Genomic DNA, 22,928 nt, shown 5'->3' on the forward strand with positions numbered 1-22,928 from the left:
TCTCTTTCGTATCCCTATGGTCGTCCATGATGCGGATACCGCGCCAAGTGGATAGTCGCCGCACAGGTGATTCGTGACGGTACTGGTGCAGAAGATATGGCGGTTCGTCAAGGTTCCTCCTGCGTAAGGCCTGCCCCGTTGGGAAAATATGATGCGCCGGTCCGTACGGGTGACATGGGGGACGTACGGGTGAACGGATCACTCGATACGATGCACGGCGCTCAGGTGCGCGAGTGGCGCGCACAGGTTGGAACGGCTCGCGGGGGATCGGCATGTTCGGAATCGTGAGGCCCTGCACGCACCGGCTCTCCGAAGGTCTGCGGACCGAGTGGATGGCCCATCTCTGCGGTCTCTGCCTGGCCCTGAGGGCGGATCACGGGCAATTCGCCCGGATCGTCACGAACTATGACGGTCTGATCGTCTCCGTCCTGACGGAGGCTCAGACCGGCACCACGCCTGCGGGCCGGCGCACCGCCGGGCCGTGCCCGCTGCGCGCCATGCGGACCGCCCCGGTCGCCATGGGGGAGGGGGCCAGGCTCGCCGCCGCCGTCTCGCTCGTCCTCGCCTCGGCCAAGGTGCGCGACCACGTCGCCGACCGGGACGGGCTGTTGGCCCGCAGGCCGGTCGCGGCGGCGGCGCGGCGGGTGGCGGCGGGCTGGGACCGGGCGGGAGCCCGTACGGGGGCGGCGCTCGGCTTCGACACCGCCCTCCTGGTGGACGCGGTCGACCGGCAGACCGGCATCGAGACGCTCGCCGGGCCCGGCACCCCGCTGCTGACGGTCACCGAACCCACCGAGACGGCCACCGCGGCCGCCTTCGCGCACACCGCGGTCCTCGCCGGGAAGCCGCACAACGCCGCCCCGCTCGCGGAGGCCGGACGGCTCTTCGGGCGGCTCGCGCATCTGCTGGACGCCGTGGAGGACCGGGAAGCTGACGCCGCGTCGGGTGCCTGGAACCCACTCACGGTGACCGGGACCTCGCTGACCGAGGCGCGCCGGCTCTGCGACGACGCGCTGCACGGCGTACGGCTCGCGCTGCGCGAGGTGGAGTTCACCGACGGCACGCTCGTCCACGTGCTGCTCGCCCACGAGCTGCGGCGCTCGGTCGACCGGGCGTTCGGCACGTCGTCCTGCTCGCACACGGGGCTTGAGGTGCCGCAGGGCCTCGACGTACCCGGGGGGCTGCTGCCGCCCGACGCCTCCTTCGGGCCGCCGCCCGGGAACCCGTACGGCCCGACCCCCGGCAACCCCTACGGTCCAACCCCCGGTAGCCCCTACGGCCCCACCCCCGGTGGTCCCGCCGCCCCGCCCCCGCCCCGGCCGCCGCGCGACCGGCGTGGGCTGATCGCCGGGTGCCTGGTGTGGGCCGGGCTCGCCTGCACCTGCCAGCTGTGCTGCGGGAGCTTCGAGGACCCGTGGAGCCGGGAGCGGCGGGAGGCGCCGTGCCAGAGCTGCGGCGACTGCTGCGAGGCGTGCAACTGCTGCGGCCAGTGCGGCGAGGGGTGCTGCTGCTGCGGCGATTCCTGCGGGTGCGACTGCTGAGCGGCGGGAATCACCGGCCCCGGGCTACTTCGGCTCGGGGCCCTTCAGCTCCGGCGGCGAGATCTGGGACTTCTCGATCGCGGACTCGGTGGTCCCCCACTTCTCCAGGATCCGGTCGTAGGTCCCGTCCTTCTTGAGCTCGTTGACCGCCGCCTGGAAGGCCGGCGTCAGCGGGCTGCCCTTCTTGAAGGCGAAGCCCACGTCGAGCCGCTTGTACTCGTTGAGGAAGCGCAGTCCCTCCTGCTGGGTCACGGCGTACCGCAGTCCGTTGATGGTGGACATGTTCACGTCCGTGCGCTTCTGCTTGAGGGAGAGCCAGACCGCCGCCGGATCGGCGTAGGTCTTCACCTCGTAGGGCTTCCTGCCCTTCTCCGCGCACCGGGGCAGGTTCTCCTGGAGTGCGACCTCGAAGGTGGTGCCCGCGCCGGTCGACACGTTCAGGCCGCACAGGTCGGTGAGGTCGGTGATCTCCTTGAGCGGGCTGTCCTCGCGGACGGCGAAGCCCTGGCCGTCGTTGATGTACGTCACGAAGTCGATCGTCTTGCGGCGTTCGTCGGTGACGCCGAAGTTCCCCGTGCCCAGGTCGTACTTCCCGCTGCCGAGCGCCGGCAGGATCGCCTCGAAGGACGCCACCTCACGCTTCAGCTCCACGCCCAGCACCTTGGCCACCGCGTCCGCGAAGTCGATGTCCGCGCCGGAGAGCGTGGTGCCGTCCTCCTCGTAGTACGCCCCGGGCGGGGAGCCGGTGGCGGCCGCGATCCGCAGGGTGCCGGCCTTCCGGACGTCCTCGGGCAGCAGCTCCGCCACGGCGTCGGACTTCTTCACCGAGGACACCACGTCCGTGGTCGGGGTGTCCCCCTTCTCGACCCCGCCCTCGGCGGTGCCGGCCCCGGGCTCCGCCGGGTCCGCGCAGCCGGTGAGGGCCAGGGCGGCGACGGTGATCAAGGCGAAGAGGGCACTGTGACGCGATCTGGGCATGGCTCTGTCTTCTCCGGGTTCGTCAAGGCAGGCCGACCTGCCCCGGGCCCGGGAGATGGGGGCGCGGAGCGGCGGCGACGGGTTCAGCGATGCGTGAGGGCGGTTCGGTGGTGCCTGGGCACGAGGACGTGCGGTGGAGCGAGGGGAGGGCGACGCGGTGTGGTGGAGGGTGAAGTCACGCGGGGAACGCTGCTCGAACGCCCTCGGAGCAGGCGTGAGCAGGGAAATCCGGACAGCAGGCGGTCAGCTCAACAGGAAGAGGACCACACGCGACCGAAGTCGATGTGGGAGCGGGTGACCAGCCACTGCTGCGAATGCATGGGGCCAGTGGAACAGGCATCCGGGTGTGCGTCAACCAAGATGAGACAAGCCGATCAGAGTGTGGACAGGCTTGACAGCGCGCCGTGTTCACCGCTTATCTCGGAGGCGGACCGGCGCTGAGGGGCCCGGTCCGTGTGGTTTCCGGTGTGAAGGTACGCCCCGTGTTCGATCTCAGCATCCACGGAGCCCTCGCATGCCCCCGCAGACCGATCTGCTGCCTCCCTCGTCCTCCGCACCGCCCCCCGTCAAAACCGACGGCGAGCGTGCGGTCCCCCGCATCGTCCCCGTACGCCGAACGGGCCGCTGGACAGCCGCTGTCGCCGTGCTCGTCCTCCTCGCGCTGGCGCTGAACTCGGTCATCCGCAACGAGGCCTTCGAGTGGGACGTCGTCGTCTCCTACTTCGCCACCGTCTCCGTCCTGCGCGGGCTCTGGCTCACGCTGTGGCTCACCGCCGTCGTCATGGTGCTCGGCTTCGCGCTCGGGGCGCTCCTCGCCGTGCTGCGGCTTTCCGGCAACCCGGTTCTCCAGGGGGTGAGTTGGGGGTACGTCTGGCTGTTCCGGTCCACCCCGATCCTGGTCCAGCTGCTGTTCTGGTTCAACATCGGCGCCCTGTACCCGCAGATCCTAGGCGTCGACACCGTCACCCTGATGGGCCCGGTCACCATCGCCGTCATCGGGCTGACCCTGCACGAGGCCGCGTACGCCGCCGAGGTCGTCCGCGGCGGCATCCTCTCCGTGGAGGGCGGCCAGATCGAGGCCGCCCAGTCCCTGGGGCTCGGACCCTGGCGGCGCTTCCGGCGGATCGTGCTGCCGCAGGCGATGCGCTCCATCGTCCCGCCGGCCGGGAACATGCTGATCGGCACCCTCAAGGGCACCTCGATCGTCAGCATCATCGCCGTGCAGGACCTGCTCTACTCCGTCCAGCTCGTCTACCACCGCACCTACCAGGTCATCCCGCTGCTCCTCGTCGCCACCCTCTGGTACGCGCTCGTCACCTCGCTGCTGAGCATCGGCCAGCGCTATGTGGAGCGCTACTACGCCCGCGGTACGGCGGGCGCCCGATGAGCACCGCACCCACCCTGGTGGTGATCGGCGGCGGCCCGCGCGGCACCGGCGTCATCGAGCGCATCGCCGCCAACGCCCGTGAGCTGTACGGGGATCTGCCCCTGGACATCCATCTCGTCGACCCCTACCCGGCCGGCGGCGGCCGGATCTGGCGGCCGGACCAGTCGCCGCTGCTCTGGATGAACTCCATGGCCGAGGACGTCACCATGTTCACCGACGAGACGGTGGAGCTGGCCGGACCGGTCGTCGCGGGGCCCGCCCTGCACGCCTGGGCCGAGGACGTCCGCGCCGGACGCGTCACCCCCGACGCCGAGCCCGCCGTCCTGGCGGAGATACACGGCCTGACCGGCCAGGACTTCCCCAGCCGGCGGCTCCAGAGTGCCTATCTGCGCTGGACCTACGAGCGCGCCCTGGCCGCTCTGCCGCCCTCCGTCACCGTCCACGAGCACCGCACCACCGCCCTCGCCGTCACCGGCCCGCGCGGCTCCCGCCAGCGCGTGCGGCTGAAGGACCGCACCGAACCGCTCCTCGCCGACCTCGTCGTCCTGACCGTCGGCCACCTCGACGCCGAACAGGAGCCGGAGCAGGCAGAGTTGGGCGACTTCGCGGCGCGGCACGGGCTGATCCACCTGCCGCCCGACTTCACCGCCGACACCGACCTCGCCGCACTGCCCGCCGGTGAACCGGTCATCGTCCGCGGCTTCGGCCTTGCCTTCATCGACCTGATGGTCCTGCTCACCGAGGGGCGCGGCGGCCGCCATGAGGACGGGGTCTACGTGCCCTCGGGGCGCGAGCCCGTGCTGTACGTGGGATCGCGGCGCGGGGTCCCGTACCACTCGAAGATCGGCTACACCTGGATCGGCGAACACCAGCCCCTGCCCCGCTACTTGACCCCGGAATGGGCCGACGGGCTGCTGAGCCGCCCCGGGCCGCTCGACTTCCGGCGCGAGGTGTGGCCGCTGGTCGCCAAGGAGCTCGGCCACGCCCACTACCACCGGCTGTTCACCGCCCATCCCGAGCGCACCACCCTGGACCCCGAGGTCTTCGACGCGAAGTACGCCGCCGCCGACCCCGGCAGCCCCGAACTGGCCGACCTGGTCGCCGGTGCCGTACCCGACCCCGCCGACCGGCTGGACCTGGAGAGGCTCGACCGGCCGCTGGACGGGGTGACGTACGAGAGCGTCGAGGCGCTCCAGGACGGGCTGCGCGACTACATCACGGCCGACCTGACCCGCCGTCATGACCCGGACCACAGCCCGGATCTCGCCGTCTTCCTCGGGCTGCTCTCCGCCTACGCCCAGCTCATCCGGCTCGGGGACATCGGCAACTGGTGGCACGGCTTCTTCAGCTACCTCGCCTCCGGTCCGCCGGGACCCCGGCTGGAACAGCTCCTCGCCCTCTCCCGGGCCGGCGTCGTCCGCTTCCTCGGCGCCTCCGTCGCCGTCGAGGCCGATGAGGAGCGCGGCTTCTTCCGAGCCTCCTCCGCCTCCGTGCCCGGCGAGCACATCGAGGCCCGCGCCCTGGTCGAGGCCCGCCTCCCGGACCCCTCGCTCCGGCACACGGCCAGCCCGCTGCTGCGCACCCTGTACGAGGGCGGGGCCGCCGTCACCGACGCGGGCCTGCTCTCCGTGGACCCGGGCGACAGCCGCATCGTCGACCGCGAGGGCCGGCCGCACCCGCGCCGCTTCGCGCTCGGCCCGTTCACCACGGCACGCAACAGCGGGGCCTTCACCCGTCCCCGTACGGGCGGGCCCGCCTTCCGGCAGAACGACGCCGCCGCCCGCGCCGCGCTCGGCTTCCTGCGCGACCTCTCCTGTAGCGGCCGCATCGCCTCCTGAGCCGCCGCACCCGCGCTCCTTCCCGTACCACTGCGCCCGCGCTCCTTCCCGTACCACCGTCACCGCTCCCAAGGACCCCGCCATGTCGCTGACCAGCGATCCACCCATCGATCCAGCCGCCGGGACCGCCGACGGCCCGCCCGCCGAAAAGGCCGCCGACGAGGCCGTCGGCAAGGCCGCCGACCCCCGCACCGACTACGGAGAGCTGACCGTCGTCCCGGCCCGCCACCCCTGGCGCTGGGTCGCCGTCGCGGTGACCGCGGTCCTGGTCGCCCAGTTCATCAACGGGCTGGTCACCAACCCCGGTTGGGAATGGGACGTCTTCGCGCAGTTCTTCTCCGCACCGGTCATCCTCAAGGCCGTCTGGCTCACCCTCCAACTGACCTTCTACGGAACGGTCCTCGGCTTCGCGCTCGGCATCGTGCTGGCGTTCATGCGGCTGTCGGCCAGCCCGTTCCTGCGGACGGTCGCGTACGGCTACATCTGGGCTTTCCGCTCGATCCCGCTCATCGTGCAGCTGCTGTTCTGGTTCAACCTCGCCTACCTCTACAAGGAGTTGCAGTTCGGCATCCCGTTCGGGCCGGGCTTCTTCACCTTCGACACGATGAACCTGGTCGGCGCGGTGAGCGCGGCGGTGCTCGGCCTGGCGCTGCACCAGGCGGCGTACGCGGCGGAGATCGTGCGCGGTGGCGTACTCGCCGTCGGCGGCGGGCAGTTGGAGGCGGCGGCCGCCCTCGGCATACCCAAGCTCCGGCAACTGCGCCGGATCGTGCTCCCGCAGGCGATGCGCTCGATCCTGCCCAACGCGGCCAACGAGATCATCTCGCTGTTCAAGGGCACCTCGATCGTCTCCGTCATGGCGATCGGCGAACTCTTCTACCAGGTCCAGGTCGTCTACGGCCGCAGCGGCCGGGTCGTCCCCCTGCTGATGGTCGCCACCGCCTGGTACATCCTCCTGACCACCGCCCTCTCGATCATCCAGTACTACGTCGAACGTCACTACGCGAAGGGGGCCGTGCGATGAGCGCGCCCAGCGAAGCCATGGTCGAGATCCGCTCCGTACACAAGAACTTCGGCTCCCTGGAGGTGCTGCGCGGCGTCGACCTGTCGGTGCGGCCCGGCGAGGTCACCGTCATCCTCGGCCCCTCCGGCTCCGGCAAGTCCACGCTCCTGCGCACCATCAACCACCTGGAGAAGGTCGACCAGGGCTGGATCAGCGTCGACGGCACCCTCGTCGGCTACCGCCGGGACGGCAACAAGCTCTACGAACTCCGCGAGCGCGAGGTGCTGCGCCAGCGCACCAAGATCGGGTTCGTCTTCCAGAACTTCAACCTCTTCCCGCACCTGACCGTGCTGGAGAACATCATCGAAGCGCCCGTCTCCGCGCTGCGCCGCCCCCGCAAGGAGGCCGTCGAGTCGGCGGAGAAGCTGCTCGCCCGGGTCGGGCTCGCCGACAAGGCCTCCGCCTATCCGGCGCAGCTCTCCGGCGGCCAGCAGCAGCGCGTCGCCATCGCCCGCGCCCTGGCGCTGGAGCCCAAGCTGCTCCTCTTCGACGAGCCGACGTCCGCACTGGACCCGGAGCTCGTCGGCGAGGTCCTCGACGTCATCAAGGGCCTGGCGCACGGCGGCACCACGATGATCGTCGTCACCCATGAGATCGGCTTCGCCCGTGAGGTCGCCGACACCGTCGTCTTCATGGACGAGGGCCGGATCGTCGAGCAGGGTCCGCCCGCCGACGTCCTGGACCGCCCCACCCAGGAACGCACCCGTGCGTTCCTCTCCAAGGTCCTCTGAACCGCCCTTCCCGCCCCACCCCGTCCGCACCATCCACAAGGAGTACGTACGTGTCCGTCCGCCGCAGCATCACCCTCGCCATCGCCACGCTCACCGCCACCGGACTGCTCACCGCCTGCGGCAACCCCGACGCCTCCACCGATGTGGCGGCGCCCAAGGGCAGAAAGGACACCGGGATCAACATCGGACCCGATCAGGACCGGATCAGAGGCAAGAAGGTGGACGACATCGCCGCCCTCGTGCCCGAGGCGATCCGCGAGCGCGGCACGCTGAAGGTCGGAGCCAGTGCGGGCGCCGTGGCGCCGCTGGGCTTCTACGCCACCGACGACAAGACCCGGATCGGCTCCGAGATCGACATCGCCACCCTCGTGGTCGACACCCTCGGCCTGAAGCCGGAGTTCGAGGAGGTCTCCTGGGAGAACCTCTTCGTCGGCCTGGACAGCTCCAAGTTCGACGCGGTCCTCTCCAACGTCACCGTGACCGAGGAGCGCAAGGAGAAGTACGACTTCGCCACCTACCGGCTCGACAACGTCGCCTTCGAGGTCAAGAAGGGCGCCGGCTGGAAGGTGGACGGCCCCTCCGACGTCGCGGGCAGGACGGTCTCGGTCTCCTCCGGCACCAACCAGGAGAAGATCCTCGTCGAGTGGAGCAAGGAGAACGTCAAGGCCGGACGGAAGCCGGTGGACATCAAGTACTTCCAGAACGAGAGCGACTACTACCTGGCCCTCCAGTCGGGCCGCATCGACGCCCACCTCGGCCCGAGCCCGTCCGCCGCGTACCACGTCGCGTCGGCGGGCCAGAGCGAGATCGCGGGGCAGATCTCCGGGGCCGGCGGTGACCTCCAGGGCAAGATCGCCGCGACCACCAAGAAGGACAGCGGCCTGGTCAAGGCGTACGCCGCCGCCATCGACCACATCATCGAGGACGGCTCGTACGGCAAGGTCCTCAAGCGCTGGGGGCTGACCGGCGAGGCCGTGGAGAAGTCCGAGATCAACCCGCCCGGCCTGCCCAGGACCGAGAGCTGATCCGGCCCGGCCTCGCGGTACATCCACCACGTCCCGCGAGGCCCGGCAGCTCTCCTGCCACGGGGCCTCGCACCGCCGATGACCACCGCCGATGACCACGACCACTGACCACGACCGATGACCACGGCCACTGACCACGACCGCCCGCGAGGCCCCCGCCCGACCGTCGACCCGAGAGGTCCCGCAATGTCCGCCCGTACCCCCCTCCACCTGGCCGCCGAGATCGGCGGCCCGCCGCACTACGACGCCGGCCACTACCTCCGCCTCGCCCGGCTCGCCGAAGGCGGCGCCCTCGACTACGTCACCCTCGGCGACTCCTTCGCCCGCCCCGGGCTCGACGCGCTCGCGGTCCTCGCCCGCGTCGCGCCCGCCACCGACCGCATCGGGCTCGTCCCGACCGTCACCACCACCCACACCGAGCCCTTCCACGTCTCCTCGGCCGTCGCCTCCCTGGACTGGGTCAGCAACGGCCGGGCCGGCTGGCACGCCGACGTCTCCACCACCGAGGCGGAGGCCCGGCTCTTCGGCCGCCGCTCCGCCGCCCCGCCCGCCGCCCTGTGGCAGGAGGCCGGAGAGGTGGCCGACGTCTCCGCCCGGCTCTGGGACAGCTGGGAGGACGACGCGGAGATCCGGGACACCGCGACCGGACGCTTCATCGACCGGGACAAGCTGCACTACGTCGACTTCGCGGGCTCCACCTTCACCGTGAAGGGCCCCGCCATCGTGCCGCGCCCGCCCCAGGGCAGGCCCGTCACCGTCATCGACGCCGTCGGCGCCCCGTCCAAGGAGGCGGCGGCCCGGCACGCGGACGTCATCCACATCCGGGCCACCAGCCCCGAGCAGGCGGCCGCGCTCCGGGACGAACTGCGTGCCAAGGCCTCGGCCCACGGGCGCGACCCCGACGGGCTGCGGGTCCTCGTCGCGCTCGCCGTCGACCTCGGGGACGCCGAGAGCGCTCCCGAACCCGGACTGGAGAGCGGACCCCGACTCGCCGGGCGCGGCACCTACTTCCGGGGCGGCCCGGTCGACCTCGCCGACCTCATCGCCCGGTGGCACCGGTCCGGAGCGGCCGACGGCTTCCACCTCACGCCCATCACCCCCGAGCGCGACCTCGAAAGGATCGTCAACGGCACCGTGGCCCTCCTCCAGCACCGCAGCCTCTTCCGCACCTTCCATCCCGGCGGAACCCTGCGCGAACACCTGGGGCTTCCCCGCCCCGCCAGCCGCTACGTGGCCCCCCAGGCCGCGGCAGCCGCCTCGGCCTCATCCGTCCCGTCGGCCGCGTCGAGGGAGGCCTGACCATGCCCCGCCCCATGCATCTGGCCGCGCACTTCCCGGGCGTCAACGCCACCACCGTGTGGGCCGACCCCCGCTCCCGCAGTCAGATCGACTTCTCGTCCTTCGTGCATCTGGCCAGGACGGCGGAGCGCGGCAAGTTCGACTTCTTCTTCCTCGCCGAGGGGCTGCGGCTGCGCGAGCACAACGGCCGCATCCACGACCTGGACGTGGTCGGCCGCCCCGAGTCGCTGACCGTGCTCAACGCGCTGGCCGCCGTCACCGAGCGGCTCGGCCTCGCCGCCACCGTCAACGCCACCTTCAACGAGCCCTACGAGCTGGCCCGCCGCCTGGCCACCCTCGACCACCTCAGCGCGGGGCGCGCCGCCTGGAACGTGGTGACCTCCTCCGACGCCTTCACCGGGGAGAACTTCCGCCGCGGCGGCTACCTCGACCGCGCCGACCGGTACACCCGCGCCGCCGAGTTCGTCGCCACCGCCCGCGAGCTGTGGGACTCCTGGACGCCGGACGGCGCGTCGCGGCCCTTCGCGCACGAGGGCGAACAGTTCACGATCTCCGGCGAGTTCACCGTACCCCGCTCCCCGCAGGGCCACCCGGTGGTCATCCAGGCAGGCGACTCCGGCGAGGGCCGGGAGTTCGCCGCATCGGCCGCCGACATCATCTTCACCCGGCACGGCACCCTGGAGGCGGGCCGCGACTTCTACGCCGACGTCAAGGCCCGGCTCGCCGCGTACGGGAGGCAGCCCGACGACCTCAAGATCATGCCCGGGGTCACCGTGGTGACCGGCGACACCGACGCCGAGGCGCAGGAGCGCGCGTACGAGATCCGCCGGCAGCAGGTCTCCCCGCAGAACGCGATCCTCGCCGCCGAGCAGCTCTGGGGCCGCGACCTCTCCGCGTACGATCCCGACGGCCCGCTCCCCGACGTCGACCCGGTCCTCGACTCGGGCCTCGTCAGGGGGCGGGTCCTGCACGGGGACCCGGTCGGCGTCGTCGCCCGGTGGCGCGCGATCGCCGAGGCCAAGGGACTCTCCCTGCGGCAGACGGTCATCGAGACGACCACCCGGCAGTCCTTCATCGGCTCCCCGCGGACGGTCGCGGCGGAGCTGACCGCGTTCGTCGACGAGCGGGCGGCCGACGGCTTCATCCTCGTACCGCATCTCACCCCGGGCGGTCTGGACGACTTCGTCGACCGGGTCGTCCCGCTCCTCCAGGAGAGCGGAGCATTCCGCTCCGAATACTCCGGCTCCACGCTGCGGTCGCACCTCGGCCTGGCGGAGCCGGTGTGGAAAGGTTGATCGCATGAGCACGGACGCACAGCAGCACCAGCAGGCCGGGGAGCCGGACGCCGCACAGGAGTGGCAGGGGTGGCACGAGGGGCGCGTCCTCGCGGTCGCGGCCCCGTACGGCCCGCTCTCACTGACCGGAACCCACTGGCTCTCCGATCACCCGGACGGACGAATTCCGGCCGTCCCGGGGCAGTGGCGCGAGGACGGCGACGAGGTGGTGCTGACCGCCACCGCCGAGGACGGCATCGTTGTCGACGGCAAGCCGCTGACCGGCGAGGTCCGGCTCTCCGCCGACCGCGGCCCCATCGACGACTCCCGGGTGGCGCAGGGCGGGCGTCGGCTGGTGGTGCTCCGCCGCGAAGGGCTCTGGGCCGTACGGGACTTCGACCCGGCCGCACCCTCGCGGCACGCCTTCTCGACCATCGACGCGACCCCGTACGACCCGGACTGGGCGCTGCCGGGGACCTTCCGGCCGTACGGCGAGGAGCGGGCCGTACGGGTGCCCAACGCCGACGGGGTCGAGCGGGGGCTCGGGCTCGGCGGGGAGATCGCCTTCACGGTAGCCGGGGACGAGCACACGCTCCAGGTGGCGGTCGAGCCGGACGGCTCGCTGTGGGCCGTCTTCGCCGACGCCACCAGCGGAAACGGCAGCTACCGCTTCCGCTTCCTGCGCCCCGGTCCGCCGGCCGGGGACGGCAGCGTGAACGTCGACTTCAACCGCGCGCTGCTCCCGCCGTGCGCCTTCGCCGATCACTTCATCTGCCCCTTCCCGCCCCCGGGCAACACCCTCACCGTGCCGGTCCCGGCGGGGGAGCGGAACCGCCTGGACGGCTGAGCCGCGTTTTCCGTCACGGCCCTCCCGGCCCCCGGCAGCCCGCGCGCTGTCGGGGGCCGGATGCGTGTGGGGCGTGGGTGGCTGAAAGGCATCCTTGCGTCTGCTGTCCGGACGCCTCGATACTCCCGTCAGCGATTGTCAGGGGCACGGCAACTCCGAAAACCGGACAGGCCCCCGACTGCGCCTCACGGGCCCGCCACCCCACAGGAGGGCCCCCGATTCCCCTCGGAGGAACCCGAAGTGAGGATCAAGCGCACCAACCCCCGCCACACCCAGGCGAGACGCGTCCGTACCACGGCCGTCCTCGCCGGACTCGCCGCCGTCGCGGCGCTCGCCGTCCCCACCGCCAGTGCCGAACCCACCGGTACGTTCAGCGCCACCCAGCTCTCCACCGCGAGCGACGCCGTGCTCGGCGCCGACATCGCGGGTACCGCCTGGAACATCGACCCGAAGACCAACCGCCTCCTGGTCACCGTGGACAGCACGGTCACCCGGGCGGAGATCGCGAAGATCAAGAAGGCCGCGGGCGCCAACGCCTCCGCCCTCACGATCGAGCGCACGCCCGGGACGTTCAACAAGCTGATCTCCGGCGGCGACGCGATCTACTCCAGCACCGGACGCTGCTCGCTGGGCTTCAACGTCCGCAGCGGCTCCACCTACTACTTCCTGACCGCCGGGCACTGCACCGACGGCGCGACCACCTGGTGGGCGAACTCCGCCCGCACCACGGTGCTCGGCACGACCTCCGGCTCCAGCTTCCCGAACAACGACTACGGCATCGTGCGCTACACGAACACCACCATCCCCAAGGACGGCACGGTCGGCGGCCAGGACATCACCAGCGCCGCCAACGCCACCGTCGGGATGGCCGTCACCCGCCGCGGCTCCACCACCGGCACCCGCAGCGGCTCGGTCACCGGCCTCAACGCCACCGTCAACTACGGCGGCGGCGACGTCGTGTACGGCATGATCCGCACCAACGTCTGCGCCGAGCCCGGCGACTCCGGCGGCCCGCTCTACTCCGGCACCCGGGCGATCGGTCTCACCTCCGGCGGCAGCGGCAACTGCTCCTCCGGCGGTACGACGTTCTTCCAGCCGGTCGTCGAGGCCCTGAACGCGTACGGCGTCAGCGTCTACTGACCGGTCCCCGGGCCACCCGACCGGCGCACCCGGTCCCCCTGCCGACGTACCGGTCACGCCCGGCGCTGTCCGTACATACGAGCCCCCGTCCGGAATTCCGGACGGGGGCTCCCGTGCGCCCCCCGGCTCTTGAGAGGATGGCCCCACGACCGGTCGCACCCGAAGCGCCGACACCAGGGGGTCCCAGCTCCGTGAATCGCATCGGAATCACCGGTCACCGCTCCATCCCCGCCGGCGCCCGCGCCCATGTGCTGGCCGGTCTCCGGGCCGCGCTCTGCGGCCTCGACGGCGCCACCGAGGCGCTCTCCAGCCTGGCGGTCGGCGCGGACCAGCTCTTCGCCGATCTCGCCCTCGACTGCGGCGCCAAGCTGACGGTGGTCATCCCCAGCGCCGACTACGAGGCCTGCTTCGAGTCCACCGCCGACCTGGACCGCTACCGCCTCCTCAAGTCCCGCGCCGCCCAGGAGGTCCGGCTGGACTTCCCGCACTCCACCGACGAGGCGTACTACGCGGCCGGCGCGTACATCGCCGACCACTGCGACCTGCTGCTCGCCGTCTGGGACGGCCGCCCGGCCCGGGGCCTCGGCGGCACGGGCGACATCGTGGACTACGCCCGTACGCTGGGCCGCCCGGTCACCGTCATCTGGCGGGACGGTGTGGAGCGGGGATGACTTGTGCCGGATGGCGCATCAAGTGCGGTGCCGCACCAGCCAGTCCGTGTGCTCCGGCGAGACGATCCGCTCGGTCTCGAAGACCGCCACCGGCCACTGCCGCTCGGTGAGCGTGGTCTCCATCGCCGCCTGCATCGACTCCAGGTCGTCCTCCACCAGGGAATGCGCGGAGATCAGCGGGTGGTGGCGGCGCAGCTCGTTCCAGGCGAGACAGGCCGCCGCCGCCGCGGACAGCACCCCGGTCAGCCCGAGGGAGCGTCCCACCCCGAAGGTCTGCGCCACGCTCAGCGCCAGCGCCGGCAGGGTCAGCGCCACGATCGCCCCGGACCAGACGAGCGCGCCGCGCCGGGAGACCAGCCGCCGTCTGCGGTACCACCGCCGCTGCTCGATGAGCCGGTCCCGTACATAGGTCTCCTTGCGCACGGTGAAGGCCTTGTCCCGTAACTCCCGCATGGATTCCGTGATGACCGCCCCGTCGGCGTCCGTCATCTCCTCGCGCGGGTCGGCCCAGCCCACCTTCCGCAGTTCCTGGAGTCCTTCCTCCAGCCGGTTGGCGAACAGCGCCTCGGGGTGCGGGGCCGCCGTCTCGAAGGGTGAGCCGTGGACCGCGTAGCGCCAGCAGAGGGACTTGATGAACTCCGCCGCCGAGCGGTTGAGTTGCCAGTGCGACTTCGCTTTGCGGCGGGAGGCGAGGTAGGTCGTGAACAGGACACCCAGGTAGGCCAACACCGCCGCACCGTAGAGGAGTTGGACGGCGAGGTCGTCCTCGGCGTGCCAGGGGAGCGCGGCGGGCACCGTGCCTGCCACGAGCAGCGCCAACTGGACCCTGGTGGTGTTCACGGCCTCGCGCTGGCGGGACACCGCGATGGCGTCCGTACGGTGGAAGAGGGCGGGCAGGTCGGCGTTCCTGAAGACCATGCTCTGAAGAGGTCCGGGAATCGCCGTCATGTTCACTCCCGTATCCCATGTAGTCGGGGCTCCGTTGTCGGAATGAAAGATTCCGGACCATTTGGAGCAGTCCCGTATGTCACTCGGCTTACGAGGGTGCGACACGAGTTGCACACCTAGGTCATGAGGGTAAAGTCGTGCCGCCAGGCACTGCAATGGTGCACCTGCCGGTGTTGTCCACCTGACCGGAACGAGCCCCCCTAGGACGGCCGTGAAGACCTACGAATCATCCCCTCTCTTCGCTGATGCGAAGACGCGCCGTGTGCCGCTCGCCAAGATCGACATTTCCGGTGGCTCCACCGCCCGGAAGCTTGCGCGAGTGATCCCCACGGCCACCGGCCGCCCTCCTCGCATTTCCACCTTCAACTCTGCTCTCTGAGGCGCACCTCACCGTCGGATTCCGGTGCGGAACGCTGGACTAGACTGGCGGAATGACAGGACCCGCGGTCCCGTTCCGCGAAATCGTTCTGAAGGTTCACAGCAGGTGCGATCTGGCCTGCGACCATTGTTATGTCTACGAACATGCTGATCAGAGCTGGCGAACCCGGCCCAAGGCAATCTCTGACCATGTTGTTTCCCGGACGGCTCAACGCCTGGCCGAGCATGCCAGGACCCACGCCCTGCCCTCCGTGACAGTGATCCTGCACGGAGGGGAGCCCCTGCTCGCCGGACCGGCCCGACTGCGCCGCGTCTGCGAGGAGTTCACCTCGGCCCTCGCGGGCGTCGCCGAGCTGGATCTGCGCATCCACACCAACGGCCTCCAGCTGAGCCCCCGTTACCTCGACATGTTCGACGAGTTCGACGTCAAGGTGGGGATCTCCCTCGACGGCGACCGCGCCGCCAACGACCGCCACCGCCGCTACGCCGACGGGCGCAGCAGCCACCCCCTGGTCCTCAAGGCCGTGGAGCTGCTCCGGCAGGACCGCTACCGCCACCTCGATCTCGGCCTCCTGTGCACGATCGACGTCGCCAACGACCCGGTCGCGGTCCTCGACGCGCTCACCGGACTCGAACCGCCGCTCATCGACTTCCTCCTCCCGCACGCCACCTGGGACGATCCGCCGCCGCGCCCGGACGGATCGCCCACCGCGTACGCCGAGTGGCTCCTCGCGATCTTCGACCGCTGGCAGGAGCAGGGGCGACCGGTGCCGGTCCGCCTCTTCTCCTCGGTGCTCTCCACCCTGAGCGGCGGCCCCAGCCTCACCGAGTCCCTCGGGCTCGCTCCCACGGACCTGGTCGTCGTCGAGACCGACGGCCAGCTCGAACAGGTGGACTCCCTCAAGAGCGCTTACGAGGGTGCCGCGGCCACCGGGTTCGACGTCTTCACCCACAGCTTCGACGAGGTCGCTGCGCACCCCGGGGTCCGGGCGCGCCAGCTCGGCCTGGCCGGCGTCAGCGAGACCTGCCGCCGCTGCCCCGTCGTACGCTCGTGCGGCGGCGGGCTCTACACCCACCGCTACAGCCCGGCGAACGGCTTCGACAATCCTTCCGTCTACTGCGCCGACCTGGCCGCGCTGATCCGGGGCATCGAGGACCGGACGGCCGCCGCCACCGAGTCGCCCGCCGTCCGTGACCCGGACGAACTGCTCGCCGCCCAGCACGATCTGACCCGCACCCTGCTCGCCGCCCTCCACGACGCCCTCGACGGCAGCGGCGGGGAGGCCTGGGAGTCGGCGTGGGCGCTGGCCGCCGAGGTGGAGAGCGACCCGGCCGGGCAGACGGGCCTCGACCTGGTCCTCGCCCACCCCTACACCCGCACCTGGCTGCTGGAGACCCTGGAGGCGGTACGGGCCGGCCGGCCGGTGGCAGGCCCCCCGGTGGAGCGGCTCGCCGCCTCGGTGGCCGCCGCCGCCGTGCACGCCGGGCTCGACCTGGCCGTCCCGGTGGTCCACCGCGAGGGCCGCCTCTTCCTGCCGACGCTCGGCGAGGTCCGGGTCGGCGGGGCGGGGGAGACGGGGGCGGCTGTGGTGCGGGTCGAGGGTGAGGGGTTCGCCGTCCACGTCGAGGGGGGCGCGGTGCTGCACGTCGTGCGGGGGGCCGGAGAGGGCGCGCACTGGTCGCCCGTACGCCGTTTCCGGGAGGCCGGACCCGTACACGTACACGAACTGGACGATCTCGATCCGTACCGCTCCTGCTTCGGCACGCCCGCCGCCGAGCGGCTCTCCCCGCAGGCCGCCGACGCCTGGTCCGCCTCCCTCGCCCAGGCCTGGGAGCTGCTGGCGGAGACCGTCCCGGAGCAGGCGGCCGAGGCGGCGGCCGTGCTCACCACCTTCACGCCGCTCACCGGGGGCGCTCCGGTCCAGGCCGGCCGCCACGGGTACGGGGCGCTCGGCATCGCGGCCGGGGGTGGTGGTGCCCACGCCCTGGCGACCGCCCTGCTGCGCGGGTTCCGGCAGACGAAACTGCGGGCGCTGGCCGAGGTCACGGACCTGTACGCGTCGGACGGTTCCTGGGATCATCGGATGCCCTGGCAGGCGGAGTGGGAGGAGCCCGTTCCGTTCTCCCGGCTGCTGTCGGAAACGTACGAACGGGTCGGGCTCGGCCTCTTCGCACCACGGTTCCACGCCGGGGTCCCGCAAGCGCTCGACCTGATCGAAGAAGCGGCCGAAACGACCGTCGACGGAAAGCAATTGCTCGCCGTGATGCGTAAAGAGATCAACGGTACACACGGGACATCCGGGAGGAACGGTTGCAAGACCGATGCGGAGTCCGCCGCAATGCGGTGAACAGGGGAACGCTTGACTGAAAAATAGCGTTCAATGACCGAACGGCAGGGGGGTGGAGTGCAGTCCGCTCCGGAATGATGAATTCGCTCGCATTTCCTTTCCTCCTCCTCGGATGCGAGTGCTCACACAGGACGGGGGTCGTGTGCACGCATCGACGCAGCAGCGAGCGGCGGACCATCGGCCGTACTTCTTTCTGAGCTACGCCCACACGCCGGGCCACGGCGGCGGAACGGACCCCGATATGTGGGTCGAACGCCTTTTCCGTGACCTGTGCGGCCATGTGCTGGCCATGACGGATCTTCCCGCCGGCGCGTCCCCCGGCTTCATGGACCGCGAGATACGCTCCGGCGAGGGCTGGTCGGAACGGCTCGGCGACGTCCTCGCCACCTGCCGGGTCTTCGTCCCGCTGTTCTCGCCGCGCTACTTCGCCAGCGAGATGTGCGGCAAGGAGTGGCACGCCTTCGAGCAGCGCGCCATCCACCACCGGGCCCGCTCCAACCAGCCCGCCGAAGCGATCGTCCCGGCCCTGTGGGTGCCGGTGCCGCCGAGCCAACTGCCGGGCTCCGCCGAGCGGTTACAGTTCAACCACCGCGACTTCGGGGACCGGTACGTCACCGACGGCCTCTACGGCCTCATCAAGCTCAGACTCTTCGCCCAGGAATACGAACGGGCCGTCTACGAACTGGCCAAGCGCATCGTCCGCGTCGCCGACACCGTACGCATCGACACCGGCAGACCCGTCGACTACCGCCTCGCCCCCAGTGCCTTCGGCTCACCCAGCAGCGGGGTCGGCGCCCCCCGCCCGATGCGGATCACCATCGCCGCACCCACCCGCCACGACCTGCCCGACGGGCGCGACGGCGACTACTACGGCGACCACCCGCAGGACTGGAACCCCTACCACCCGGCCGCCGCCCGCCCGCTCGCCTATGTCGCCGAGGAGCTGGTGCGCTCGCTCAACTACCAGGCCCAGATCACCTCGTTCGACGAGGAGTCGGGCCGGCCCGAGGGGAAGTCGCCGCCCACCACCCCCGAGATCCTCCTCGTCGACCGCTGGGCCCTCCAGGACGAGGACCGCCGCCGCAGGCTCGCCGCCTTCGACGCGGAGGACCGGCCCTGGGTGACCATGGTCGTGCCGTGGAGCCGCGAGGACCACCAGAGCCGGGCGGCGGAGGCCGAACTGACCGAGAAGCTCGAAGCGACCATGCCGGCCAAGATGCGCCACGGACGGACCTTCTGCCGCGCCGCGGCCAGGGGGGTGCCCACGATGGAGGCGTTCGGCCAGATCCTGCCCCAGGTCGTCGAGGTCGCCGCCCAGCAGTACCTGAAGCACGCGAAGGCCTACCCGCCGGTCACCGGCGGCGGGCACGGCGAACGGACCCGGCTCACGGGCCCCATGGGCCACACCAGCTACACACCCGACCCGCACGACCCTGCGACGGAAGCGGAGGACCTATGAGTGCCGGTCGTGACGGGCGCATCGTCACCTTCTACTCGTACAAGGGCGGCACGGGGCGCACCATGGCCCTGGCCAACACCGCCTGGATCCTCGCCGCCAACGGCAAGCGGGTGCTGGCCGTCGACTGGGACCTGGAGGCACCCGGACTCCACCGGTTCTTCCACCCCTTCCTCGATCCCGCCACCCTCGGCGCCACCACCGGCGTGATCGACCTGATCACCGAGTACGCCTGGGCCGCGACCAGCCCCGCCCAGCGCGCCGAGGACTGGCACCGCGACTACGCCCGCATCCAGCCGCACGCCGTCTCGCTGACCCCCGAGGCGCTCGGCTGGGAATTCCCGCAGGGCGGCACCCTCGACTTCGTCTCCGCCGGGCGGCAGAACCGCGAGTACAGCGCGACCGTCTCCACCTTCGACTGGGACAACTTCTACGACCGGCTCGGCGGCGGCCACTTCTTCGACGCGCTGCGCGAGGACATGAAGGCCAACTACGACTACGTCCTCATCGACAGCCGGACCGGCCTCAGCGACATCGCCGACATCTGCACCGTCCACCTCCCCGACATCCTCGTCGACTGCTTCACCCTCAGCGACCAGTCCATCGACGGCGCCGCCTCCGTCGCCCGCCAGATCGCCGAGCGCTACACCGGCCGCCCCATCTCCATCTTCCCCGTCCCCATGCGCATCGACGAGGGCGAGAAGGAGAAGGCGGACGCCGGACGGGCGCTGGCCCGGCTCAAGTTCGACCGGCTGCCCCGCGACCTGTCCGGCGACGAACTCACCGCCTACTGGGGCGCGGTGGAGATCCCCTACCGCCCGTACTACGCGTACGAGGAGACGCTCGCCACCTTCGGCGACGAGGCCGGGCTCACCAACTCCCTCCTCTCCGCCTTCGAACGGCTCGCCGCCGTCATCACCGACCGCGCGATCACCTCGATGCCCCCGGTCGGCGAAGAGGTACGCCTGCGGATCCGCGACGCCTTCACCCGGCGCCGGCCCGCCCTGCCCGCCGACCTCTTCCTCAGCTATGTGGCGGAGAACCGGATGTGGGCCGACTGGATCGAATCGGTCCTCACCCGGGCCGGGTTCCGGGTCGTCCCGCGCGACGTCTCCGCCGAACCGGTCGCCCCGGAACCGGCCATCACCCCCGTGAACGCCGCCCGTACCGTGGTGCTGCTCTCCAGCGCCTACCTCAAGTCGCAGCGCGCGGTCGACCTCTGGGAGCGGGCCGTCGCCGAGGACCCGGGCGGCGGCCGGCGCCAGTTGCTGCCGCTGCGCGTCGGGGACGTACGGCTGTCCGCCCCGTACATCGACCGCAACCCGGTCGACCTCTTCCGGCTGGACGAGGTGCACGCCACCACCGCCCTGATGCGCGCCCTGGACCGGCCGGTGCAGCCCGCCGACGGGGTCTCGCCCGGACCGCGCTTCCCCGGCACCGTCCCCAGGATCTGGAACGTACCGCCCCGCAACCCGGGATTCACCGGCCGCTCCCTCGTCCTGGAGCGGATGCGCGACCAGCTCGGCGGCGGCATGGCCGTCGTCCTGCCGCAGCCCCAGGCCCTGTACGGACTCGGCGGCGTCGGCAAGACCCAGGTCGCCCTGGAGTACGTGCACCGCTTCATGGCCGACTACGACCTGGTCTGGTGGATATCGTCCGAGCAGGGCGACGACGTGGTCGCCTCGCTGGCCGAACTCGCCGTCCGGCTCGGCGCCCAGGGCGGCGAGGACATGGCGGCCGCCTCGCAGGAAGCCGTCGACCTGCTGCGGCGCGGAGTGCCCTCGGAGCGCTGGCTGCTGGTCTTCGACAACGCCGACGACCCCGAGACGCTGCGCCGCTACTTCCCGCAGGGCGGCTCCGGCCACATCCTGGTGACCTCCCGCAACCAGAGCTGGTCCCAGCACGGGGACGCGCTGCCCGTCGACGTCTTCCTGCGGGAGGAGTCGATCGAGCACCTCCAGCGCCGGGCCTCGGGGCTGAGCGACGAGGAAGCCGACCAGGTGGCCACCGCCCTGGGCGACCTGCCGCTCGCCGTCGAGCAGGCGGCGGCCTGGATCGCGGAGACCGCCACCCCCATCGACACCTACCTCGAACAGCTCGCCAGCCAGGCGCCCCAGGTGCTCTCCCTCAACCAGCCCGCCGGCTACCCGGAACCGGTCGCCGCGACCTGGAACATCTCCATCGCCCGGCTCAAGGAACGCTCGCCCGCCGCGGTGCGCCTCCTCCAGCTCTGCGCCTTCTTCGCCCCCGAGCCGATCTCCGCGAACCTCCTCTACAGCAAGGAGATGATCGAGGCGCTGAAGCCGTACGACTCCTCGCTCCAGGAGAAGCTGGTGCTGGGCCGGGTCATCCGGGAGATCGGCCGGTTCGCCCTCGCCAAGGTCGACCAGGTCTCCAACTCCATCCAGGTGCACCGCCTCGTCCAGGCCGTCATCAAGGCGCAGCTCAGCGAGGAGGAGCAGCGCGAGGCGCGCCACGTCGTCCACCGCATCCTGGCCGGCGCCCGGCCCGACGACGACGAGCCGATCGACAACCCGGAGACCTGGCCGCGCTTCGCCGCGATCTGGCCGCACCTCGGCCCCTCCGACGCCCGCCACTGCAAGGAGCCGGAGACCCGCAGGCTGTTGATCGACCGGGTCCGCTACCTGTGGAAGCGCGGGGACGTCAGGACCGCGGGGGCGCTGGGGGAGGAGCTGCGGCAGACCTGGATGGAGATGCTGGGCGAGCGCGACCTGCAGTACCTCTACCTCTGCTTCCACCTCTCCAACATCCTGCGCACGCGCGGGCGGTACGTGGAGGCCAAGGAGCTCGACGAGTTCACCCTGCGCCGGCAGCGGGAGGTGCTAGGCGCCGAGCACCCGCACACGTACATGACCACCAGCAGCCTGGCGATCGACCTGGGACTGCTCGGGGAGTACGGCCGGGCGATCGAGCTGGCCACCGAGGCCCACGACGGCTTCAGCCAGATCTTCCACGACTCGCACCCCAGGACCCTGGCGGCCGCCAACAACCTGGCCCTGAACCTGCGGAGCATCGGCCAGTACGCGCGGGCCCGCGAGATCGACCAGGACGTCTACGACCGGCGCACCGAGGTGCTCGGCGCGAAGCACCCGTACTCCCTCTCCTCCGCGATGAACCTCGCCCGCGACCTGCGCGAGGTCGGCCGGTACGAGGACTCCGTGGGCCTGCTCAGCCGCACCTACGAGAGCTTCAAGGAGACGCTCGGCCGCACCTACCCGATGACGCTGAGCGCGGCCAAGAGCCTGGCGGTGTCGCTGCGGCGGGCCGGCCGGTTCGAGGACGCCCACCGGCTGACGGTCGCCACCCGCGCCCGGTACCGGGCCAAGTACACCTCCGCCAACCCGGACTCGCTGGCCTGCGACCTCAACCTGGCGGCCGACCTGTTCGCCGCCGGGGACGCGGTCCAGGCCCGGGACACCGCCCAGGAGGTGGTGGACCAGTACATGAAGGTGCCGGGGGAGAAGCACCCGTACACCCTGGCGGCCCAGAACAACCTGGGCGTCTACCTCTCGGGGACCGGGGAGGCGGAGCGGGCGGAGAAGATCCTGACGCTGGTGGTGGCCTCGATGCGGGAGCAGTTCGGCCGGGAACACCCGAACACGCTCTTCTGCGTCATGAACCTGGCCAACGCCACGGCGGGCCGCGGCGATCTGCCTCTGGTGCTGGAGACGGAGCAGCGGCTGGCGACGCAACTGACGGCGGCGCTGGGGGCGCACCACCCCGAGACCCTGGCGATGACCTCGAACATGGCGGTCACGCTGGACGCGATGGGGCGCGAGGAGGAGGCGGCACAGCTGCGGAGTGAGCTGCTGGGCGAGCTGTCCCGGCAGCTCGGCGACGAGCACCCGCTGACCCAGGTCGCCCGGGACGAGCGGCGCTTCCGGCGGGAGCTGGAGCCGCTGGCGGTGTGAGGGCGGCTCGACCTCCCGGCGTGGGGGCGGCCGGGCTGGCCCGGCCGTTCGGTCACGCGGGGCGGCCGGGGC

The 22,928-nt window shown here is 71.4% G+C and carries 17 protein-coding genes; 15 read left to right on the top strand and 2 right to left on the bottom strand.

Annotated elements, in window-relative coordinates; all coding sequences use genetic code 11:
- Positions 1 to 272: 272 nt before the first annotated feature.
- Positions 273 to 1,541: a DUF5685 family protein gene (locus ACFWRT_RS32925; RefSeq protein ID WP_380955030.1), complete on the top strand. Its 1,269-nt coding sequence runs from the start codon at positions 273 to 275 to the stop codon at positions 1,539 to 1,541.
- Positions 1,542 to 1,565: 24 nt separating this feature from the next.
- Here ACFWRT_RS32925 and ACFWRT_RS32930 read toward each other — a convergent pair whose 3' ends face one another.
- Positions 1,566 to 2,519: an ABC transporter substrate-binding protein gene (locus ACFWRT_RS32930; protein WP_380955032.1), complete on the bottom strand. Its 954-nt coding sequence runs from the start codon at positions 2,517 to 2,519 to the stop codon at positions 1,566 to 1,568.
- A 514-nt stretch (positions 2,520 to 3,033) separates the two neighbouring features.
- On the opposite strand from ACFWRT_RS32930, the gene ACFWRT_RS32935 reads away from it, so the two are divergent.
- From ACFWRT_RS32935 to ACFWRT_RS32980, 10 genes are all read left to right on the top strand, one after another.
- Entirely contained in the window at positions 3,034 to 3,906 is an 873-nt protein-coding gene (locus ACFWRT_RS32935; protein WP_380955033.1) for an amino acid ABC transporter permease, read from the top strand.
- Positions 3,903 to 5,744, top strand: a complete 1,842-nt coding sequence (locus ACFWRT_RS32940) for an FAD/NAD(P)-binding protein (RefSeq protein WP_380955035.1) — start codon at positions 3,903 to 3,905, stop codon at positions 5,742 to 5,744. The genes ACFWRT_RS32935 and ACFWRT_RS32940 overlap by 4 nt, the downstream gene beginning before the upstream one ends.
- An 82-nt stretch (positions 5,745 to 5,826) precedes the next feature.
- Positions 5,827 to 6,768, top strand: coding sequence for an amino acid ABC transporter permease (locus tag ACFWRT_RS32945; RefSeq protein ID WP_380955037.1), 942 nt, complete (start codon positions 5,827 to 5,829; stop codon positions 6,766 to 6,768).
- Between the two features lie 17 nt (positions 6,769 to 6,785).
- On the top strand, positions 6,786 to 7,538 hold the full coding sequence (locus tag ACFWRT_RS32950) for an amino acid ABC transporter ATP-binding protein (RefSeq protein ID WP_380955070.1): 753 nt from the start codon (positions 6,786 to 6,788) through the stop codon (positions 7,536 to 7,538).
- A gap of 50 nt (positions 7,539 to 7,588) precedes the next feature.
- Entirely contained in the window at positions 7,589 to 8,563 is a 975-nt protein-coding gene (locus tag ACFWRT_RS32955) for an ABC transporter substrate-binding protein (RefSeq protein ID WP_380955038.1), read from the top strand.
- Positions 8,564 to 8,749: 186 nt separating this feature from the next.
- Positions 8,750 to 9,862 carry an LLM class flavin-dependent oxidoreductase gene (locus tag ACFWRT_RS32960; protein ID WP_380955039.1) on the top strand — a complete coding sequence of 371 codons (1,113 nt, stop codon included), beginning with the start codon at positions 8,750 to 8,752 and terminating at the stop codon, positions 9,860 to 9,862.
- Positions 9,863 to 9,864: 2 nt separating this feature from the next.
- On the top strand, positions 9,865 to 11,157 hold the full coding sequence (locus tag ACFWRT_RS32965; protein WP_380955040.1) for an NtaA/DmoA family FMN-dependent monooxygenase: 1,293 nt from the start codon (positions 9,865 to 9,867) through the stop codon (positions 11,155 to 11,157).
- A gap of 4 nt (positions 11,158 to 11,161) precedes the next feature.
- Positions 11,162 to 11,983 (top strand): DUF1684 domain-containing protein, encoded by an 822-nt coding sequence (locus tag ACFWRT_RS32970; protein ID WP_380955042.1) that lies wholly within the window; start codon positions 11,162 to 11,164, stop codon positions 11,981 to 11,983.
- 240 nt (positions 11,984 to 12,223) lie between these two features.
- Positions 12,224 to 13,123, top strand: coding sequence for a S1 family peptidase (locus ACFWRT_RS32975; RefSeq protein WP_380955044.1), 900 nt, complete (start codon positions 12,224 to 12,226; stop codon positions 13,121 to 13,123).
- Between the two features lie 191 nt (positions 13,124 to 13,314).
- A complete protein-coding gene (locus ACFWRT_RS32980; RefSeq protein WP_380955045.1) occupies positions 13,315 to 13,794 on the top strand; it encodes a hypothetical protein in 480 nt (159 codons plus the stop codon).
- Positions 13,795 to 13,812: 18 nt separating this feature from the next.
- Here ACFWRT_RS32980 and ACFWRT_RS32985 read toward each other — a convergent pair whose 3' ends face one another.
- Positions 13,813 to 14,712, bottom strand: a complete 900-nt coding sequence (locus ACFWRT_RS32985) for a DUF4231 domain-containing protein (RefSeq protein ID WP_380955047.1) — start codon at positions 14,710 to 14,712, stop codon at positions 13,813 to 13,815.
- A gap of 241 nt (positions 14,713 to 14,953) precedes the next feature.
- Between ACFWRT_RS32985 and fxsA the strand changes: the two genes are divergently transcribed.
- The 4 genes from fxsA (at position 14,954) to fxsT (ending at position 22,856) form a co-directional block, all read left to right on the top strand.
- Entirely contained in the window at positions 14,954 to 15,121 is a 168-nt protein-coding gene (gene fxsA, locus ACFWRT_RS32990; protein WP_380955049.1) for an FxSxx-COOH cyclophane-containing RiPP peptide, read from the top strand.
- A gap of 52 nt (positions 15,122 to 15,173) precedes the next feature.
- Positions 15,174 to 17,468: a radical SAM/SPASM protein FxsBH, inactivated beta-hydroxylase extension form gene (gene fxsBH / locus ACFWRT_RS32995; RefSeq protein WP_380955050.1), complete on the top strand. Its 2,295-nt coding sequence runs from the start codon at positions 15,174 to 15,176 to the stop codon at positions 17,466 to 17,468.
- A 112-nt stretch (positions 17,469 to 17,580) separates the two neighbouring features.
- A complete protein-coding gene (gene fsxC, locus ACFWRT_RS33000; RefSeq protein WP_380955052.1) occupies positions 17,581 to 18,927 on the top strand; it encodes an FxsC protein in 1,347 nt (448 codons plus the stop codon).
- Positions 18,924 to 22,856: an FxSxx-COOH system tetratricopeptide repeat protein gene (gene fxsT / locus ACFWRT_RS33005; RefSeq protein ID WP_380955054.1), complete on the top strand. Its 3,933-nt coding sequence runs from the start codon at positions 18,924 to 18,926 to the stop codon at positions 22,854 to 22,856. The genes fsxC and fxsT overlap by 4 nt, the downstream gene beginning before the upstream one ends.
- Positions 22,857 to 22,928: the final 72 nt, after the last annotated feature.

The organism is Streptomyces cyaneofuscatus (assembly GCF_042718795.1).
In the GTDB taxonomy this organism is placed as follows: domain Bacteria; phylum Actinomycetota; class Actinomycetes; order Streptomycetales; family Streptomycetaceae; genus Streptomyces; species Streptomyces cyaneofuscatus_A.

What these genes read in the sequence shown, in the direction of transcription:
- ACFWRT_RS32925 (WP_380955030.1), top strand. Translation starts at nt 273, where the DNA reads ATGTTCGGAATCGTGAGGCCCTGCACGCACCGGCTCTCCGAAGGTCTG.
- ACFWRT_RS32930 (WP_380955032.1), bottom strand. Translation starts at nt 2,519, where the DNA reads ATGCCCAGATCGCGTCACAGTGCCCTCTTCGCCTTGATCACCGTCGCC.
- ACFWRT_RS32935 (WP_380955033.1), top strand. Translation starts at nt 3,034, where the DNA reads ATGCCCCCGCAGACCGATCTGCTGCCTCCCTCGTCCTCCGCACCGCCC.
- ACFWRT_RS32940 (WP_380955035.1), top strand. Translation starts at nt 3,903, where the DNA reads ATGAGCACCGCACCCACCCTGGTGGTGATCGGCGGCGGCCCGCGCGGC.
- ACFWRT_RS32945 (WP_380955037.1), top strand. Translation starts at nt 5,827, where the DNA reads ATGTCGCTGACCAGCGATCCACCCATCGATCCAGCCGCCGGGACCGCC.
- ACFWRT_RS32950 (WP_380955070.1), top strand. Translation starts at nt 6,786, where the DNA reads ATGGTCGAGATCCGCTCCGTACACAAGAACTTCGGCTCCCTGGAGGTG.
- ACFWRT_RS32960 (WP_380955039.1), top strand. Translation starts at nt 8,750, where the DNA reads ATGTCCGCCCGTACCCCCCTCCACCTGGCCGCCGAGATCGGCGGCCCG.
- ACFWRT_RS32965 (WP_380955040.1), top strand. Translation starts at nt 9,865, where the DNA reads ATGCCCCGCCCCATGCATCTGGCCGCGCACTTCCCGGGCGTCAACGCC.
- ACFWRT_RS32970 (WP_380955042.1), top strand. Translation starts at nt 11,162, where the DNA reads ATGAGCACGGACGCACAGCAGCACCAGCAGGCCGGGGAGCCGGACGCC.
- ACFWRT_RS32985 (WP_380955047.1), bottom strand. Translation starts at nt 14,712, where the DNA reads ATGGTCTTCAGGAACGCCGACCTGCCCGCCCTCTTCCACCGTACGGAC.
- fxsBH (WP_380955050.1), top strand. Translation starts at nt 15,174, where the DNA reads ATGACAGGACCCGCGGTCCCGTTCCGCGAAATCGTTCTGAAGGTTCAC.
- fsxC (WP_380955052.1), top strand. Translation starts at nt 17,581, where the DNA reads ATGCGAGTGCTCACACAGGACGGGGGTCGTGTGCACGCATCGACGCAG.
- fxsT (WP_380955054.1), top strand. Translation starts at nt 18,924, where the DNA reads ATGAGTGCCGGTCGTGACGGGCGCATCGTCACCTTCTACTCGTACAAG.